This is a genomic window from Stieleria neptunia (genome assembly GCF_007754155.1).
GTDB classification, from domain to species: domain Bacteria; phylum Planctomycetota; class Planctomycetia; order Pirellulales; family Pirellulaceae; genus Stieleria; species Stieleria neptunia.
This window is the reverse complement of the sequence record NZ_CP037423.1, coordinates 4,164,350-4,182,807: the sequence shown is the minus strand read 5'-3', so window position 1 is coordinate 4,182,807 and position 18,458 is coordinate 4,164,350. Positions and strand designations below refer to the sequence as shown.

Sequence of the window (18,458 nt, the reverse complement as noted above, 5' to 3'; positions counted from 1 at the left end):
CCCAGGATCGCGAAGCAAGCGAACACGAAATGGGGGTGCCCCGGTCGGCTGTGACGCCTGTTGGGGATGCAGCGGTTATGCCAGCACGTGGCGTCAGCCATTGGCGCGTGATTTAGCGGAACGGCGCGAGCCGTCCGGTGGCAGCGTGAAAACAGCTGGAAACACCGGAGGGCTTGCGCCCTTCCGCTAACAAAAGCAGAAACACCGGAGGGCTCGCGCCCTTCCGCTAACAAAAGCAGGTTGTGGGGCGAACCCCACGCGCCGCTCGCTTAGCGCCCCCCCCGGAATGCATGCCAGTGGCGCGTGATTCAGCTCCCCGCGACACACCCAAACTGTGTGCTACGGTTGTTCAGTTATTTCTATCCGGCACAAACAGGGGGGCGGCTCTGTGAAACTTACCCATTGGCATGGGCGATTGATGTTACGACGCCCGCGAAGTGAGTGGGCCGACGCGACGGTGATGCTCGGCGGCGGCGGCGCTCGCGGTCTGGCACACCTCGGTGCGATGCGCGCCATCGGACACTCCGGCATTGGCATCGGACGGATGGTCGGCGTCAGCATGGGCGCGTTGATGGCGGCACTCTGTGCGGTCGAACGTGATGTCGAACGCGCCGAAGCCCTGGCCCGCGATTTCTTGGAATCGGACCGCTACCGCACGCTACAGCAGAAAGTCGTCGGCGCCGCAGCCGGAGCCTCGGGGCGTGATGAGTCCAACGCGCGGTGGTTGCGCCGCTGGACACGACTGTTTTGGGCGCAGAAAGCGATCGGACGCGCCGCGCTGACCGAATCGTTGTTGCCCAGCACGTTGCTGGAAGCGATCACCGATGAGTTGTTGCCGGACATCGCGATCGAGGATCTGCGGACACCGCTGCACTTGATCGCGGTGGATTTGCGCAGTGGCCAGCGTGTCGTACTCAGTCGCGGCTCGCTCCGCAAAGCCGTGGTCGCTTCGATGTCGATTCCCGGGGTCTTTCCATCGGTGGAGATTGACGGACGGAAACTTAGTGACGTCGGAGTCTATGACGCGGTGCCGTGTGATCTGGCCAGGGAATTGATGGACGGTTTTGGCGAGCTGATCGTGATCGATGTCAGTCCGACCGAATCGGCACACAAGTCGTGCCGAACGGCGCTGCAGTCGGTGCTGCGTTTTCAGGAACTGGCTGAAGCACGGATTCGACAGCAGCAGTTGACTTATGCCGATCTGGTGGTGCGTCCGCAACTGGGGTCGGTGGCTTGGTTCGATTTCACGAATCCCAACCCGTTGATTCAGGCAGGGTATGACGCCGCGGCGGGGGCGCTTGCGCAGGTGGAGTGAGGGAGGGCAAAACGATGGGGCAGAATGATGTGACGGGAGCGGAGACAGGAACATTTGTGACAAGAAAATGGTTGGACTACCCGAGTGGATCGCGAGTGTCAGCCGGAAGGGGTGGCGGGATACTGACCTTCATCTCTGTTTTGGGGCGGCCAAGACGGTAAGACATGAAAATTTGATGTTCGGGTGGTTTGAATGTCCAACGCGGTGTTGATTGACTGGGGGAAATGGGCGATATTCTCCGCCTGACTCACTGGGCCCAGTCTCCTCAACACACATTTGGATGGAGCCAATGCTTGCTCGATCGTTTCAATTTTCAGTTTTGGTCGCGTTTCTGTTCGGCGCCGCGAATGCGAATGCAGGGTTGGTGATCTCGGAGGTGATGTACAATCCAATCCAGGGAGATAGTGATATTCCTCAGTTCGCGTATGAGTGGATTGAAATTGCGAACTTTGGCTCCTCCTCTGTAGACCTCAGCGACTACGAATTAGCTCTTCAAATCCAAGATCCTTCGGATTTGGCTGACTCAGGCGTTGAACTGAGTTTTGGGCCGCTTACCGGAAACTTGGCTAGCAATAGCAGTCTAGTTCTCTATGCAGCTGAGTACCCATTCGATGACGGATTGAATATTGATATAATCGCTAACGATCAGCTTCTCGTATCGCTCGGGCTAGATTCCTCTAATTCCCTCGGCTTAGAACCCTGGCAATCGTTGTCTGATCAACTCAACACGGGCAGTCTCTCTCTTCATTTGACGTCAACGAGCGTCCCAGATTCGTTCTCGCTCAACAACTTCAACACTGATACGAGCTGGCCAACTCCTGAACCTGGGCACAGTATTTTCCTGGACAATTTGAGTGGAACGCAAGGATCTGATTGGCTGGCCACGACATCAGAAAACTTAGTAGCAACAAATAATTTCGGCCTTTCTGGCACGGAAGCAGGCAATTTTGGTTCGCCCGGTTTGGTGCAATTCCCAGCTGGACCGCCTGCAACGGTTCCGGAGCCTACTTCACTGGCGATTTTCGCCGGACTGATTTGCGGGACGGTGGGCCTGCGTCGTCGCCGCTCTCGTCGAGAGTCATGAAATTTGACGGAAGTTGAAACCTGTTCGTGGCCTTGTGCATGGCCGGAGATTCGCCAGGCGGCGCATGGTCAGCTTGCGGGACACCATCCCGCTTGGATCAGCTCGCTCGTCGATGGCTTGGGTCACAAGGCTTATTTGCTTCGTTGTGTCGACGGACAAGAGGTCCATGGCATCCTTCCCCTGGTCTTTGTCCGTGGACCGATCTTTGGCAAGTTCTTGGTCAGCTTGCCTTATCTGAATACCGGTGGGGTCTGGGCGTCGAATGACGAGGTCGCCCGGCAACTGATCGACGCGGCGTGCGACTTGGCGGATCAGTTGGACGTCAAGTATCTGGAACTGCGCCACGAACAGCCGGCCGAACACCCGAAGTTCAACATGGTGCGGACCGACAAATTTCATCTGCGCTTGCCGCTGCCGGAGACGGACGAGGCGCTGGACAAGTCGTTTAAATCGAAGCTACGCAGCCAGGTCAGGAAGTCGGGGACGTATGACTCCACCGTGCATTTCGGCGGCCAGGAGTTGCTCGCTGAATTTTATGACGTCTTTGCGCACAATATGCGTGACCTCGGCACGCCGGTGTTTTCCAAGAAGCTATTTTCAAGCATCTTGAAGCACTTTGACGGTGATGCCGAACTGTGCGTGGTTCGCAACGAAGGCAAACCGATCGCGGGCGGATTGATCGTCCACAGCCGTGGCGTGACGGAAGTGCCGAGCGCGAGCAGTTTGCGCGAGTTCAATCGCACCGGCGCGAACATGTTGATGTACCGCCATTTGTTGCAGCGGGCGATCGAAAAGGGCAGCCACACGTTTGATTTCGGACGCAGCAGCGAAGACGCCGGGACCTACAAGTTCAAAGCCCAATGGGGTGCGAAGCCTCATCCGGCGACTTGGCAATACTACGTCCGCAAGGGCGATCCCAATCAGATGCGCCCCGACGCGGGCGGAAAGAAGCGTTTGGTCCAAGCCTGGCAGAAGCTGCCGGTTTGGTTGACCAAGCTGATCGGCCCCTCGATCGTCCGCGGGATCCCGTAGGGGAACATTTCAGCACGTGGGGTGAGCGGCCAATCGATTCCGTGAGAGTTTGCAAATCTCAAACTCCGAATTCGGAACCTGGCACTAAACCAACACCGCATCGGCCCACAGGCTGGGGTCTTCGGTGACGGGGTATTCCGGGCCGGCGCCGAGCGTTTGCCAGCCGAGTTCGCGATCGATCACGGCGTAGTAGATCGCCAGGCGTGTTTGATCGGACGGATCAAATCCGGTCAGCGCAGCGCTGGGGATCAGACCGCACAGTTCATAACCGTCGTGGCGCGCGAACGCCTTGATCGACAACGCGTCGGCCGCGATCGACTTGGGGTTGCCGCGGGAGCGGTGGATTTCGATCAGGGAGGCGATCGGTCGCTCGCGTCTCGGTCCACCACCGGCAGGCATGAATAAAAAGCGGTGGCAGTATTGTGTCGCGCGGTGAATGTTGGGGCTGCATCGCGTGTCCAGCCACAAGTGAAATCCATCGCTTTCATCGAGTCGCGTCTCGCGGCACCAAGGCACTTGCCGCTTGCCATTGACCTGGATCTGGATCCCGATTCCGTCTTCGGACCAGCCGAGACGAACGTCGGCAAACACCTTGCGTCCACCGAGCGCCCCGAACGATGGCATCCGGCAACTCTCGGGAAGTTTCAGACCCTTTGATGTCCATTCCAAATCCGCTTGACGGATCTCGACTTCAAACCGAAACAGAAACGTCGGATCGATGAAGTCTTTCGTCTTGGATTTGGAATCTGCCAAGGGAGGATCCGTGGTGGTTGGGTTTCGAGCGGTGTTGGCGACAGGAGCTCCGTCGGCCTTCGGCCAACGAATCGCAAGCTGGAAGCTTACGCCACCACTGGCTGGGATCGCAAGCTGGAAGCTTACGCCACTGGTTGGGATCGCAAGCTGGAAGCTTACGCCACGGGTGGATTGATGATCTTGGTGATGGCATCGAGTGCCAGGCGGAGAGACTTGGCCGCCATCACAAAGTTCGTGTGTCCGCTGACTTCGGGTTGAATTTCCTCGTACAACTCGGTGGCCTTGCGGAGCTTGGAGAGTTTCTTTTTGGCCATTTTCAAATAGGCCGCATTGTCCCGGACGTCGTCGATCGGCCCGACCGCCAGGATGAAGTCGTAAATGTCTCTGACGACGCTCCGCAGTTCTTCATCGTCTTCCGCTTCGTCGGCGTGCTTGAGGAATGTTCGCACCATCCAAAGATGCGCGACTTGGTGGTCGATGGCTTCGACCCGGTCGCGTGATTCGGTCGGTGAAGCGTTCATCTCACGAGGCTTCCGCAGATTCCGGTTTTTCCTGGTCGGCTTCCTGGGCCGCGGCATCCGTCGTCGCGATCGTGTCGGTGGCCGGCGCGACCGGTTTTTTGGCCGCGTGACCGTGCGGCGTGTTCATCGCCACCAACACGACACCGACAACGGTCAAGCCCATCCCGACCCACAGCAACGGATTGATTTCCAAGGGGCCGTGCCCACGCAGTTTGATGATCGAAACGATGGCCGTGATCGAGACGGCGCCGCCGAAAACGATCGGCATCACCAACAACGCATTGCCGCGACTGGTCATCATCGCCGTCGTCAGACAGAGCGCACCGAAAGCCCCGAGCGCGCCCGCCAGGAACCCCCATTTCGCCGTCATGAAATGCGACGCCCCCTCGACGCCGGGGACGGGCGCGAAGTAGTCGAAACTGTCGCCCTTGAGCTTCATCATCGCCAAGCCGCCGGCGATCGCGATCACCAGATACGCGATTCCGATAAACACGTACGGTTTGAACGGCGTCCAGCCGTCCGGCGGCAACAACGGCTTCCCATCGATCCGCGGTGCCTGTGCGTTTCCAATGGTTGGTCCGTAGCAGCCCCAGAAGACTGCCGTGCCGAGAGCAAAGAGGATGGGAATCAACATCTTATTCATGAATACCTGAGCGGAAGAGCTTCGTGGTTGAGGGTGGCCGAATCAGATTTTGTGAAGGAAATGACAAATGTCACCGTCATGCATAACGTAGTCTTTCCCCTCCACACGTAGTTTACCGGCTTGGCGAATTTCTTTCTCGCTGCCATGGGTTTCCAGGTCTTCGAGAGTGTAGACCTCACAGCGAATGAACCCCTTTTCGAAGTCGCTGTGAATCACGCCGGCGGCCTGGGGAGCGGTCGCGCCGACGGGGATCGTCCAGGCTCGGACCTCTTTTTCACCCGCCGTGAAGTAGCTTTGCAACCCCAACGTCTTGTAGGCGGCCTGCGCGATCGTGCTCAATGCCGGCGCTTCCAGCCCCACGTCGGCCAACATTTCTTCGCGATCGGCTTCGTCCAGCTCGGCCAATTCGGCTTCCAGTTTCGCGCTGACGCAGACCACATTGGCCCCCGACGTCTCGGCGTGCTGGCGAACCTTGTCCACCAGCGGATCTTTTCCTTCCAGGTCGTTTTCGTCAACGTTGGCGACGTACAAGATCGGCTTGGCCGTCATCAATCCAAAGCTGTGGATCGATTTGGCTTCCGGTTCGGTCAAGTTCAGCGTCCGAAGGGGCTGCTCGGATTCCAGATGCGCGTTGCATTTTTCAATCGCGGTGACCCGAATTTTCGCCTCTTTGTCACCGCTGCGAGCGGTCCGCTGGGCTTTGGCGAGCGAATTTTCCAGGGTTTGAAGGTCCGCCAAAACCAACTCGGTTTCGATCGTGTCGATGTCGGCCAGCGGATCAACATTTCCCGACACGTGGATCACGTCGGCGTCTTCGAAACAACGCACGACCTGAACGATCGCGTCGACTTGGCGGATATGGCTGAGGAATTTATTGCCCAAGCCTTCTCCGTCGCTGGCACCTTTGACGATCCCCGCGATGTCCACCAACTTGAGCGCGGCGGGAATGGTCTTTTGCGGCACGATGTACTTCGTGATTCGCCCCAAACGCTCGTCGGGAACGTTGACGATCCCCTCGTTGGGCTCGATCGTGCAAAACGGGTAATTCTCGCTTTGGGCGGCCTGCGAGCTCGTTAATGCGTTAAATAGCGTGCTCTTGCCAACGTTCGGCAATCCGACAATCCCAGCTTCCATGGCTCTGTTCAAACAGGGGGGCGTGTGTGAAACGGGAAAGCGTATCATCGGCGAGCCGTTTTTCGTAGGGCACAGCTTTCAACGGTGCCGCAGCGCTCATCGCTGCCGCAGCCTTTGCCCAACCCTCAGAATCGGGGCACGGCTTCGATGATCCGGCCCAATTCCCCGACCAGGCTGGACCAGAGGTGTCGAACGTGACGAAAGGATTCAATCGCACGAAGCGCACCAAACTTCATGGAAGAAACTGGCCCCACCTCACCCGCTCCGCCGGTGAGACCCCCCTCCGTTTCCTCTCCAGCCCCAGGTTTTCGCGTGCGACGCACCTCTCTCGGAATTCTGATTCTGGGCGGCGGGATCCTTTTCTCCCTGCCGTTTCGCAAGCCAACTCTGCCCGATGCCTCTGCCGTCGACGAGGGGGCCGATCAACGGACATCCGATCGGTTTGATGACGCATCCATCGAGATGCTGGTCCGCGAAGTGACCGAAGACGTCCAAGTCCCCGTCGTTTACGACCCGCGAACGGACTATTCGCCACCGGCAACATCCACCCCACCGCGACAATTGCCGCTCACCTACCAGGACCTGGCCGTGCCGGTGGACCGAGACCCCTTCTACGAAACCCATTTCAACGCCACCACAGCCGTCGCCAGTCAATCGACCAGCCCTGATGAAGCGCAGCGGCTGGCCGAACTGGAACGCGTGTTCGCCGCGACGCAGTACGTGGATCAATCGATTGCGGGACTGCACAACGACAGTCCCCCTCCCGCAGCGATCGCCCCCGCCGGCAAACAATGGGTCTACCAGAACGCGATCAGCGAGCCCCCTTCGCTGGCCGCCACCGCCGCACCGAGTCCTGTGGCCGCTCCCCACCCTCCGGGCGCCCAACTGGCAAGCTCGCCTGCGCTCGGCCAACCGGCTCGAACGCCCCACTCCGGTGACTTCTCGGTGCTTTCGCAATTGCCGCCCCCGGACGACCAAGCCGGCACCGGCGGTGCCGAACGTCCCCGCCACTGGATCCGGCAACCCGACTGAACGCGGGAGGCCGTTTCAAGACGCTCGCGACCCGCTAAGATCTGCGTCACCTCTCAACGCCAACGCTGTGAAGCATTTTTTAGCGGCAGGGCGCGAGCGGAATGTCGTTTTTGTGAACCGCGCGCCGCGTAAGCGGCCGTCGGAAGAATAAGTGGCGGGGATTGATTGTGGGATAGGCTTCCAGCCTGTCGTTTTCGCCATGACAGGCTGGAAGCCTATCCCACTTATTCGTCCGACGCGTAAGCGGCCGGGCACGGCGACGCTGCCCGAGGCCTTACGGCCAGCGGCTCACCATTGACTCAGCAGATCCCGACTCAATCGACAGCCCGTAAGACACAGAAAAGAAATGCTTCACAGCGTTACCTAAACGCGTCGCCAAACCCTTGTGCGACTTCCGTTCCGCCAACACCTGCAGTCATCCGCGTTGGATTATCGATCGATCATGAGCGGCCGGCGTCGCGGCATTCTCGCCGGATTGATGCGCGCCGGGTTATCGGTCGCGGCGGTTCCCTACGCCATCGTCGTGGCGCGACGAAATCGTGGCTTCGATCACGGTCACGGCGTCCAACGCTGCGACGCGACGGTGATCAGTATCGGCAACCTGACGACCGGCGGAACGGGGAAGACGCCCATCGTCGCTGATCTTGCGCGGCGGTTCCGCAAGCAGGGCATCCGCGTGGCGATTGTCTCACGCGGCTACGGCCGAGGCGACGCGGATGAAAACGACGAAGCCGCCGAGCTTCACCAACGGTTGCCGGATGTCCCCCACGTGCAAAACCCGGATCGCGTCGAGGCCGCTCGGATCGCCGTCGAAGAGCTCGAATCGCAATTGATTTTGATGGACGACGGATTCCAACATCGCCGGCTGCACCGAGACCTGGACATTGTCCTGATCGACATGACGTGCCCGTTCGGTTACGGGCGTCTGTTACCGCGCGGGTTGTTGCGTGAGCCGATCGCGAGCCTGGGCCGTGCGCACGTCGCGATCTTGACGCGTTGTGATCAAGTCGCCGAAGAAGACGTCGCCGCGGTGATGGAGACGATCCGTTCGTGCAATCGAGAACTGTTGGTCTTGCGTTCGAATCATCGACCAAGCGGCTTGCTGCAGTACCCCGGTCAACGCACGCCCGTTGACGCGTTGCACGGCCAGCGCGTCGCCTTGATCAGTGGCATCGGCAATCCCGCCGCCTTTCGCCGCACCGTCGAAGACGTGGGCGCCGAAGTCGTCGCCGAACAGGTGTTGCCCGATCACGCCCGATACGATCGCGAGACGATCGAGCAGCTCCATCGCTGGGCCGAAAGTTTGGAAAACGTGCGACACTTGATCTGCACGCAAAAAGACCTGGTCAAGCTACAGACCGATCGGATCGCCAAGCGGCCACTCCTGGCGCTGACGATCGACGCCGAGATCGAACCCTCGGAAGCCTTCGATGCGATGCTCAAAGACATCGCGGAGGCGGCTCAAGCGGTGTAGGTCACGCTGTGCGTGACTTCCGGATCGCAAGCTGGAAGCTTACGCCACTATTTTGATTCGCACAGCGGGATGATCTCGCTGGTCGATTCGACGAGCTCTTTGATCGTCACACCGGCAAACGCGGCCTCGGTCGCCGCGTAGGCTTTGTCCAGTTCCGCGTGCAGCGGACAGAGTTTGTGGTGTGACTTTAGTCCCAACGGACAGCGGCGAATCCGCTCGATCGGTGCGACCGTATTGACCACGTCCAAAATCGTCAGCTCGTCGGTCGAGCGACTGAGCTCGTATCCGCCCCCAGGTCCCGGTCGCGATCGCACCAGACCGGCCGCAGCCAGATCTTGAAGCACGCGGGTCAAATAGCGGCGCGGCACCTTCGTCTGCTCGGCCAGACGGTCCGCCGAGGCGGGTTCGCCAGGCTGGCCGCCCATGCAAGCGACGGCGCGAAGCGCGTATTCGGCGGTTTTGGAAAGCATGAATTTGCCCGAAAGCTCGTGAACTGCTAAATAGTGCACATTGACGTACAGAATATTAAAGTATACCCTGATCGGTGGCCTGCTGCGTTGCCATTTTTCGATTTCGACGCAGCATGAACAAGTTCATTCGCGCCACATCATCACTTCTGTAGGGAGTTTCCCGTGTGTCGGAGAAGATTGTCAATGCGTCCTCCGCGTGCCATCGCCGTTCTGATCACCGTTTTCACGACCACGTTCTGCGTCACCGAATCGTCCGCCCAACAGGGTAACTTCGAACGCGAGCCGATCAACTATCTGGACGCGGAGGTCAACGACCCGGTCGCCCAACTGTCCCAGAAACTCGAGTCCGGTGAAACAACACTCCATTACGACGACCAGTTCGGTTACCTTCAATCGGTCCTAACGGCGTTGGATGTGCCAACCAGCTCTCAAACCTTGGTGTTTTCGAAAACCAGTCTCCAGCTGCATCGTATCTCGCCCCGGCGTCCCCGCGCGTTGTACTTTAACGACGATGTCTACGTCGGCTACTGCCAAAACGGTGACGTGCTGGAATTTGCCGCGACCGACGCGAAACAGGGGGCGATTTTTTACACCTTGAAACAGTCCGATCGGGACGGCCAGCCGTCGTTCGTTCGCGACCGCGGCAACTGTCTCTCGTGCCATGCGTCCAGCCGCACGCAGGGGGTTCCCGGCTACGTGATCCGCAGCGTCTTCTCAGACGCCTCGGGCCGCCCCAAACTGGGCAGTGGCACGTTTCTGACCGACCACACCAGCCCCTTTGAACAACGCTGGGGCGGCTGGTACGTCACCGGCAACCACGGTGCGATGCGTCACATGGGCAACACGATTTGCGACGGCGACGAATACACGTTCGATCGTGATCCCGGCGCGAACCAATCCGGATTGGACGAGTACATCGACACCGACGATTACATCGCGCCGCACAGCGACATTGTGGCCTTGATGGTGTTGGAACACCAAACGCAAATGCACAATGCGATCGCGGCAGCCAACTACGAAACCCGCCAGGCCCTGCACCAGTCCTATCAGATGAACGAATTGCTGGAACGGCCGAAGGATCACATCAGTGAAAGTGCCCAGCGCCGGATCGCCGCTTCGGCGGACCGCGTGTTGCGCTACCTGTTGATGGTCGACGAGTTTCAGTTGACCGACACGGTGAAGGGGGCGTCCGAATTTGAAACAGAATTCTCGGCTCGCGGGATCAAAGATTCACGCGGTCGATCACTCCGCGACTTCGATTTGCAAACCCGACTGTTCAAATACCCGTGCAGCTACCTGATCCATTCGCCCGCGTTCGACGCGTTGCCCAAGCAGGTTCGTGAGCAAGTCGTCGCGCGGTTGTTCGCGATCCTGGAAGGCCGTGACGATTCACCGGAATTCGATCACCTGACCCCCAAAATGCGCCGAGACATTCTCGAAATCTTAACCGAAACCAAATCGGAGTTTTCAAATCGCGCCTCGTAGTGCTTTGCCAGCTTTTATTCTTAGGGTACCGCGGAAAAGGGGTCAGGTACCAAAAATGCGAAGCACCCTGCGGGCCATTTGTTTTTTGGTACCTGACCCCTTTTCCGCTCGACGGCTTTTCCAGGCCGTCGAATCCAGCGACAGCCTGGGAAGGCTGTCGTACATTCGAGGGTAGGTGACGCTGTGCGTCACAACGACCATGTGACGCACAGCGTCACCTACGACCGCTCCGCCCGGCAACTCCTCGCAACATCCAATGACGTGGTTTGAACAGTTAACCGGAATCAAGGAATCCTCGCCCGACCAGGTTCGCAGCGAATTGGCGATCGACGGCGAATGCATCGTCTGCCCCAATGGCCAGCGGCACCGCTTTGGCACCCTGCAGGTCCCCACACTCGGCGAGCTTCGTTCGCGGGTTCAAGCACTGGATCCTGCTCCGGGCCGGGTGCGGCTTTCCGAAGTCGTCGGCGACGTGCGTCAAATGCATGCCGATGTCGGCAATGCGGGTGCGACGTTCCAGGTCGCGTCCCAGTTCAATCTGTTGGAAATGGCCAGCCCTTCGATCACACCCGAATCCGGCGTGGGAATCTACGAAAACGATCGGACTCAAGGTCCCGCCTGCGCCATCTCCTGCGGCGCCGGAACGATCTATCGCAATTACTTTGTTCCGATCGGTGACCAGCTCGGCCAGTCCGCCGACCGACAGATCGATTGCGCGTCCGATCTGGGAAGCCTGCTCGGGAACGAAACGCAGCCGCTGTGGACGATGGAAAACGGGTACCTGTTTCCCAGCGACCAGGGGCTGCAAGACGTCACCGCAACCTTGCGGTCGGCCGGCGAAGCAGTCCGCGATGACTATCGAGCCAGCCTTCGAATCGGCATTCAATCCGGCGCCGACGTCACGCTGCCGGGATGTTCGCATCAGGTCACACAGCTGTATTGTTCGGCGCTGCCGGTCGCGTACGGAAGCCAGCCAACGGAACAATGGCACGACTTTGCGAATCTGGTTCTGGAAGCGGCCTACGAGTCGACGTTCTGTGCGGCGATTTTGAATGCGGCACAAACCGGCTGCAACAAGCTGTACCTGACGCTGCTCGGCGGCGGCGTGTTTGGCAATCGGTACGAATGGATCACGGGCGCGATTGAACGCGCCGCAACACTCTATCGCCACGCCGACCTTGACGTCGCCATCGTCTCCTACGGCAGATCCAACCCGGCGGTCCGAGAACTGATGCAACGGTGTTGATCTCGCAAGCTCGAAGCTTACGCCACGTTGGCACTCACCCGCTCATTCCTGCAAAGTCAAACGGTTTGAGTTTGGCGGCGTCCTTTTGCAAACGGTTTAACCAGACCGACTTCGGCACACCGTAGTCGTCGAACAGTTCGGGGCGAAACAGAGCCAGGGCGGCCGAGGCGACTTCGTGGTTGGCGTGGGCCAGTGCCGAGTTTTCACTGGTGCGGCGGACCAACATCTCACGCATCGCCGCATTCATCAACCAGGTCGTGGTGTCGCGATGCGTGCACGACGCGCCCTCGCGAACTTCGTCGTAGAACGTTTTGGATCGTTCCGCATCGATGCTGTATTGAAAGGAACGATCCCGATGCACGCTGACGCGTCCGATCAGCCAGTCCGTCCAGCGCTCGACCCCATACCGCAGCCGATTCAGACGCACCGTGTCTTCCACGCTTGCACCGCAGGATTCCAAGATGATTTGGGCGACTCGATTGCTGGCTTCGATTTGTCCCAGGTAAATCCCGTGCGTGACCGCGGCCAGGCTTTCGTGACTCTCGTGGTTCTCGGCGCCGTCGGTCGCCGCCGTCTCCGCACCGATCGCTGCGACAACGCGGGTCAGCAGTTCGGAAACTAGGATCTCTTCCAGAACGACCCGATGATCGGCCCACCAGTCCGCCAACCGACCGTAGTTCCCCGCGTTCTTGGCGTCGCGATAACGTGACATCACACGATGCCACAGTTCATGGCGAGAACGAGACGCCGTCCAATAACGCATGATCGTTGCGGACGGAACGCGCGGCCGCAACTCTAAGAGAGAAGGTCCGTGCTGGGACAACGTGGCGGCCAGGTCGGCAAGGGTAACGCAATGCATCGGCGGTGGACTGCAATCGAAGGACGAGAGGCGAGAAGTACCATCCCGCCGATGCAGAAACCGTGCCGAACAAGGCGTCCCCTCGGTCGGAGCCGCGTAGAACCGCATCAGACTCGCATTGCCCCCATCACGCGTTGATTCCGCCCCACCGATGCGTTGCCTTTTCGCAACCCACGTCCACGCGACACCACGCAGTTTTAAGTTCCAGGTTCCAGGTTCCAGGTTCCAGGTTCCAGGTTCCAGGTTCCAGGTTTTCAGGTTTTCAGGTTTTCAGAACACGACCGACATTTTCCTGTCACCCATTTTCTTGTCTGATTCTCTTCTTAACGAAGTCGATTTTTCTGCCCCTCATTTTTCTGCCAACTGCCAACTGCCAACTAACTTGGAACCTGGAATTTGCAACTTGGAACCCAATCTCACCCCGCCCGGTTGTAGTAGCCGGGTTCGTCTTTGCCGTCGCCGTCCCAATCACCGACGATCGGTTGGGCGTCGGCGTCGCCCGGCGGCAGCTCGATTCGCAGGTCATCGGCCGTCATTTTGCCGTTGCCGTCGGAATCGATGATCCAGGTGTTGCCGCGAATCACGCCGACTTCATCGATCCCGTCACCGTCAAAATCTCCGACGACGGGACGATCGCCGGGCTGTCCAAAATCGAACGTGGTTTCGCCGGCCTTGCGACGTCCATCGCCTTCGGCATCCAACACCCAGGTGCCGCCGCGGAAGGTCCCGATTTGGTCGATCCCGTCACCGTTCCAATCACCGGCAACCGGCGTGTCCACATCCTCGCCGAACTGGAAGACGTGGTCGACGGCGTCGGCCCGCAACTCGCCATCGTTACCGCGTCGCAACCATCGCTCCCGGTCTTCGCCCCGCAGTTTGGCCGACACCAAACCGAGTGTCTTGCGGTTTTCCAAGTAGCGTCGCGAACGGTTTGATGGGGCCGGCAACCCGGCGTCCAGTTTGACGCGATGCAGATCGCGTTCCCACTTTCGTCCAAAGATACCGATGTCGTCCTTGCCATCACCGTCCCAGTCGCCGACGACGGGTTGATCCATCGCCGTGCCCAGCAAGATCCACAGATCACCCTCGTCCCAGACTCCGTTGCCATTCAGGTCCACGAACCACTGCCCCGCGACGTAAACCGCGGCTTCGTCATGTCCGTCGCCGTCAAAGTCTCCGACCAACGCGACGGCGTCTTCGGCTCCCAGCGTCATCTGCTTGCTTTGTTCGTGGACCTCGCCCTCGATCGTCAACAGTCGCCACGTGCCCTGGGCGTTGTCGCCTTCGGACCAATTCTCGCTCATCCGTTTCATCGCAACTTCTTTGAACTGGCCGCCCGACGCGATCGTGCCTCGCGGGTAACCGCCATTGATCACGCTCAAATGCCACGTCACCGCGTCTACTTCACCGATGAATCGTGGAACGGTTCGCTCGGCGACCTCGCCTGCGGTGAACGAAATCGTTTTCGTGTCAAACGATTCGATGCGCGGCGGGGCGACAGACGGGCGTACCGTTTCGGGCAAGGGCAAAATGTCGGACGGCGGCGGTAGTTCAGGCGGATCGACGGGCGGTTCGACCGGAGGCTCCACCGGTGGCAAAACGATTTCGATGACCACTTCGCTGAAGTTGTTGTGCTGCGATTCGTTTCCGGCACCGACGCTGATCGACAACAACGCATCATAGGACTGGGCGGCTTCGATGGAATCGATCAGCTGAGCTTGTTCCTCGGTGTATTGATCCCCCGCGTTGACTGCCAATCCGCCGGTCGTGCCGGGCGTGTCGATCGAATCGGTCAGATCCGCCGGCTGGGTTTGGAACAGGGTGTAGGTGCCCGGTCGCAGTCCCGCAAACACGTACGCGCCGTCGCTGTCGGTCATCACGACCGAATGCTCCGCCGCGTCGCCGGACAAGAATGCGTCATCATTCAGCCGGCCACCGTCGGCATCACGAATCTCGATGCGGACCCCGTCAATCGGCGTATCGTCGCTGGTGAAAACGCCGTCGCGATACTGCCGCAGATCCTCGGCCGCGATCGGGTCTTCCGTTTCAATCACGTCTCCATCGATGAAAACGAATCCCGAAATCGTCGCGGGTGGGATCTCCGGGAAACTGTAATCGGACGCATCGATTCCGCTGCCGATTTTAATCCCCACGATCAGATCGTCTTCCGCGACAACTCCGCCCTTGTCACCGACCAGTTGGCCGCCGTGAAAGTAGTCGTCGGGCTGGTGTTGGCGGACGCTGTACACACCCGGTGGCAACTGGTCGAACACGTAGCGTCCCTGAACGTCGGTGGTGGTCGTTCGCAGGGTGACGCCGTTTTCGTCGACCAGCTGAATCGTCACGTCGCTGATCGGGTCCTCGTCGACATCATGAATCTGGTCCTGGTCGTTATCGCTCCAGACGGTTCCTGACAGCGTGCCCGGTTCGTATTCGCAAAACAGGTAGTCGACCGCAGCCTGCCCCGGTTGCAGTGAAACGGACATCAAGTCGACGCCCAAGATGACACCGCCCGCGCTACCGAGCGTCTGGCCGCCTTGCAGATAGCCCGCCGGTTGATACTCGAAAATGCTGTACTCGCCCGCACGCAAACCGTCAAAGCGGTAGTCGCCGTTTTGATCGGTGGTGGTCGTCGCGACTCGAGTCCCGCTTGCGTCACGGAGTTCGATCGTGACTCCCGCGATGCCGCGTTCGTCTTCGTCGCGAATGCAATCGCCGTCGCTGTCGACGTACACCGAACCGGCCAGACTGGTCGGCGGTTCTTCACAAAAATTGTAGTCGGTTGCCACGGTTCCGGATTCCAACTCGATCGCGCTGATCAGGTTGTCTCCGGCCACGCCGCCTTCGGATCCGGGTTTTGATCCGCCATTGAAGTAGCCGTCCGGTTGGTCTTGCACGACGGTGTAGCGACCGGGCATTAAATTGGAAAATCGATAGATGCCATCGGCGTTGGTGACCGCCGACGCGACTTCGTTTCCGCCCTCGTCCAGCAACCGAATCATCACGCCGGCCAATCCGATTTCGTCATCATCGCGGACGCAGTCGCCATCCAAGTCCGCGTGCACCAGACCCGAGAGCGATGCAGGCAAGAGTTCGCCAAAGTTGTATTCCGTGCCCGACAAACCTTGCGGAAGATTGATCTGTCGAATCCAGTCGTTGGCCGCTGCGCCGACCGGTACGCCGTTGACTTGTCCCGCGGAATCGATTCCGTCCAGAAACCCGCTCGGCTGGGTTTCGCGGACTTCGTAAACCCCCGGTGGCAGGTCGTTGAATTCGTAGCGCCCGTCGCTGTCGGTCGCCGTCGTCGCCACGATCTCGCCGTCTTGGCCGATCAAGGTCACGATCGCGCCGCCGATTCCGGCTTCGCCGACATTTCGCCGCCCATCATTGGATTGGTCGTGATAGACGTAACCGGAAAGCGAGACGGGGGCAATTTCACAGAAGTTGTATTCCACGCCGACACCGCCGGGCGTCAGCGTGATGTTCTGGATCACTGTTCCGTCGTTCGCCATTCCGCTTTGGATGCCGTCGATGGTGCCGACATGGGAGCCACCGTCGATCAGATGCGCCGGCGTGTACTCGACAATGCGGTAGGTGCCCGGCGCGACCGATTCAAAGCTGTAGTGCCCCATCGGCGTCGTCGTCACCCGCGAGATCACGTTTCCATCGGGCGTCTGCAATTCGACGACCACGCCGCCGAGCGGCTCATCGCTGTCCCCAGTGTGAACCCCGTCACAATCCTCGCCCGGGGCGACCAAGAAGACGTAACCCGACAGCTCGCCCAAGGCCAGTTCGCCAAAGTTGTAGTCGATGCCGACGTCACCGCCGCCCAAGCGAATGTCGCCGATCTGGTCGCCCGGGTTCACCGCCGCCCCGACGATCTGCCCATCGATCGTCCCTGCCGCGTCGGTGCCGTCGACAAAATCCACCGGCTGGGTCACTTCGATGATTTCGTAATCACCGGGGGCAAGCCCGTCGAACACATACGCCCCGGAGGCATCGGTGATCGCGGTGCTGATGGTTTGGTCCGCAATCGTATCGATCGGAACCAATCGGACCGTCACGCCCGCGATCCCACTTTCGCCGGCGTCGCGGACGCCGTTGTCGTTGTCATCGCGATAGACCGATCCGCCGATCGACGCCGGTGCCGCTTCGGCGAAATTCATTTCGATCGCATCGGTGTCCCCGAGCGGAATTTGAATCGCCGACAAGACATCGACGCTGGTCACGACACCCGTCGCCAGACCGTCGACCGATCCCGGAACGGCGGCGACACTGAACAACCCATCGGGCTGTCGCTGGGCCACACGATATTGCCCCGGCATCAGATTCAGCGATCGCCCAAATTCGTAGCGACCGGCGTTGTCGGTTTGAACCCGATGTCCGGTATCGACGTACCGGCCGTCTTGACCGGCCGCGAACAGCGCCAGCTCGACGCCTGCCAATCCGATTTCATCGTCTTGCCAGATCGCGTCCAAGTTGTTGTCCAGCCAAACGCCACCGCTGATGGAAACCGGTTTGGGCGTTTGACTGGTCGTCGCAACGGCCGCCGCGCTGCGGTTGGGACGACTGTCCGGACCGCTGCCTTCATCCGGCGGCAGATCGAGACCGTGCTGGAGATGGGGCGCGCCGTAATCATTTAAAAAGATCGCGTCGGCGGTGGCTGATTCATAGTGCGGCGCTTCAAACACCGCTTCCAGAATCGAATCCTGAAACTCCTGTCCCGACGTGATCACGTCCAAGCGATCGTTAAAGACGGCCAGATCCAGCGAATTGCGGAGGACTTCATCGACATCGATGATGAATTCCAAGCGATCGCCGGCGCGGAAGTTTTGCAGGTTCAAGACCAGCTCTTGCCCACCATCGGCCACCGTGGCTTCCGCCGTCGCGATGCGGCCGTCGAGCGTTTCGATCTTGATGATCTGGAAATCGTGCGCATTGCTTTTGCCGCGGCCGCCGACTTGAGTGTCAAAGATCGGATCGCCGACGGAGATGCCATCGCCGTCTTTGTCGGTGCGAATCCGCAGCTGCTGCAACTCGGTGTCCGCGGCGCCACCGGTGAACGACAGAATGAAACGATCGCCCTGGGAGTCGCTGCCCACGTCGTTGTCGGACTCCAGATAGTCCGTTTCCAAATACACGACTCCGACATGAATCGGATCAGCGGCCAACAATTCACGTCGCTCCAAGTGCTGTGGCCGAGGCGCACGACGCTTGACTTCCGACGGTTGTTTCCGCGATGAACGACGAATTCGTTTGGGTTTCCAAATCACGAGCGCGGCACCTCCATGTGCCTGTACGAGTGGAAAAGGGGGCTTTCCCGTTGTTGCTCTGGTCACAAGCGGTCGGTGTCGAGGCTGTCGCCGATCCCCCGGCATAAAACAACGCCAAAAGGCGAAACACCAACTCG

The 18,458-nt window shown here is 59.6% G+C and carries 14 protein-coding genes; 7 read left to right on the top strand and 7 right to left on the bottom strand.

Annotated elements, in window-relative coordinates; genetic code table 11:
* Nucleotides 1-418: 418 nt before the first annotated feature.
* From Enr13x_RS14545 to Enr13x_RS14535, 3 genes are all read left to right on the top strand, one after another.
* Nucleotides 419-1,315 carry a patatin-like phospholipase family protein gene (locus Enr13x_RS14545; protein ID WP_145387116.1) on the top strand — a complete coding sequence of 299 codons (897 nt, stop codon included), beginning with the start codon at nucleotides 419-421 and terminating at the stop codon, nucleotides 1,313-1,315.
* Between the two features lie 289 nt (nucleotides 1,316-1,604).
* On the top strand, nucleotides 1,605-2,399 hold the full coding sequence (locus tag Enr13x_RS14540) for a lamin tail domain-containing protein (protein WP_197456030.1): 795 nt from the start codon (nucleotides 1,605-1,607) through the stop codon (nucleotides 2,397-2,399).
* 3 nt (nucleotides 2,400-2,402) lie between these two features.
* On the top strand, nucleotides 2,403-3,431 hold the full coding sequence (locus tag Enr13x_RS14535; protein ID WP_145387114.1) for a FemAB family XrtA/PEP-CTERM system-associated protein: 1,029 nt from the start codon (nucleotides 2,403-2,405) through the stop codon (nucleotides 3,429-3,431).
* A gap of 84 nt (nucleotides 3,432-3,515) precedes the next feature.
* Here Enr13x_RS14535 and Enr13x_RS14530 read toward each other — a convergent pair whose 3' ends face one another.
* From Enr13x_RS14530 to ychF, 4 genes are all read right to left on the bottom strand, one after another.
* Nucleotides 3,516-4,184, bottom strand: a complete 669-nt coding sequence (locus tag Enr13x_RS14530) for a DOMON domain-containing protein (RefSeq protein WP_231744297.1) — start codon at nucleotides 4,182-4,184, stop codon at nucleotides 3,516-3,518.
* 155 nt (nucleotides 4,185-4,339) lie between these two features.
* Nucleotides 4,340-4,705, bottom strand: coding sequence for an amidohydrolase (locus Enr13x_RS14525; RefSeq protein WP_145387112.1), 366 nt, complete (start codon nucleotides 4,703-4,705; stop codon nucleotides 4,340-4,342).
* A gap of 1 nt (nucleotide 4,706) precedes the next feature.
* Nucleotides 4,707-5,339 (bottom strand): hypothetical protein, encoded by a 633-nt coding sequence (locus tag Enr13x_RS14520; protein ID WP_231744296.1) that lies wholly within the window; start codon nucleotides 5,337-5,339, stop codon nucleotides 4,707-4,709.
* A gap of 51 nt (nucleotides 5,340-5,390) precedes the next feature.
* Nucleotides 5,391-6,482: a redox-regulated ATPase YchF gene (ychF, locus tag Enr13x_RS14515; protein WP_145387108.1), complete on the bottom strand. Its 1,092-nt coding sequence runs from the start codon at nucleotides 6,480-6,482 to the stop codon at nucleotides 5,391-5,393.
* 312 nt (nucleotides 6,483-6,794) lie between these two features.
* Here ychF and Enr13x_RS14510 point away from each other — a divergent pair, with 312 nt between their 5' ends.
* Nucleotides 6,795-7,514: a hypothetical protein gene (locus tag Enr13x_RS14510; protein WP_145387106.1), complete on the top strand. Its 720-nt coding sequence runs from the start codon at nucleotides 6,795-6,797 to the stop codon at nucleotides 7,512-7,514.
* A 385-nt stretch (nucleotides 7,515-7,899) separates the two neighbouring features.
* Nucleotides 7,900-8,988, top strand: coding sequence for a tetraacyldisaccharide 4'-kinase (gene lpxK / locus Enr13x_RS14505; RefSeq protein ID WP_231744295.1), 1,089 nt, complete (start codon nucleotides 7,900-7,902; stop codon nucleotides 8,986-8,988).
* Between the two features lie 47 nt (nucleotides 8,989-9,035).
* On the opposite strand, the gene Enr13x_RS14500 is transcribed toward lpxK, so the two are convergent.
* Nucleotides 9,036-9,458, bottom strand: a complete 423-nt coding sequence (locus Enr13x_RS14500) for an RrF2 family transcriptional regulator (protein WP_145387104.1) — start codon at nucleotides 9,456-9,458, stop codon at nucleotides 9,036-9,038.
* Between the two features lie 183 nt (nucleotides 9,459-9,641).
* On the opposite strand from Enr13x_RS14500, the gene Enr13x_RS14495 reads away from it, so the two are divergent.
* Nucleotides 9,642-10,943 carry a hypothetical protein gene (locus tag Enr13x_RS14495; RefSeq protein WP_231744294.1) on the top strand — a complete coding sequence of 434 codons (1,302 nt, stop codon included), beginning with the start codon at nucleotides 9,642-9,644 and terminating at the stop codon, nucleotides 10,941-10,943.
* A 256-nt stretch (nucleotides 10,944-11,199) separates the two neighbouring features.
* Nucleotides 11,200-12,189, top strand: a complete 990-nt coding sequence (locus tag Enr13x_RS14490; protein WP_145387102.1) for a hypothetical protein — start codon at nucleotides 11,200-11,202, stop codon at nucleotides 12,187-12,189.
* A 34-nt stretch (nucleotides 12,190-12,223) separates the two neighbouring features.
* On the opposite strand, the gene Enr13x_RS14485 is transcribed toward Enr13x_RS14490, so the two are convergent.
* Nucleotides 12,224-12,901: a hypothetical protein gene (locus Enr13x_RS14485; protein ID WP_145387100.1), complete on the bottom strand. Its 678-nt coding sequence runs from the start codon at nucleotides 12,899-12,901 to the stop codon at nucleotides 12,224-12,226.
* 563 nt (nucleotides 12,902-13,464) lie between these two features.
* Complete coding sequence (locus Enr13x_RS14480) at nucleotides 13,465-18,300, bottom strand: SdrD B-like domain-containing protein (protein WP_390621106.1); 4,836 nt, start codon at nucleotides 18,298-18,300, stop codon at nucleotides 13,465-13,467.
* Nucleotides 18,301-18,458 lie beyond the last annotated feature (158 nt).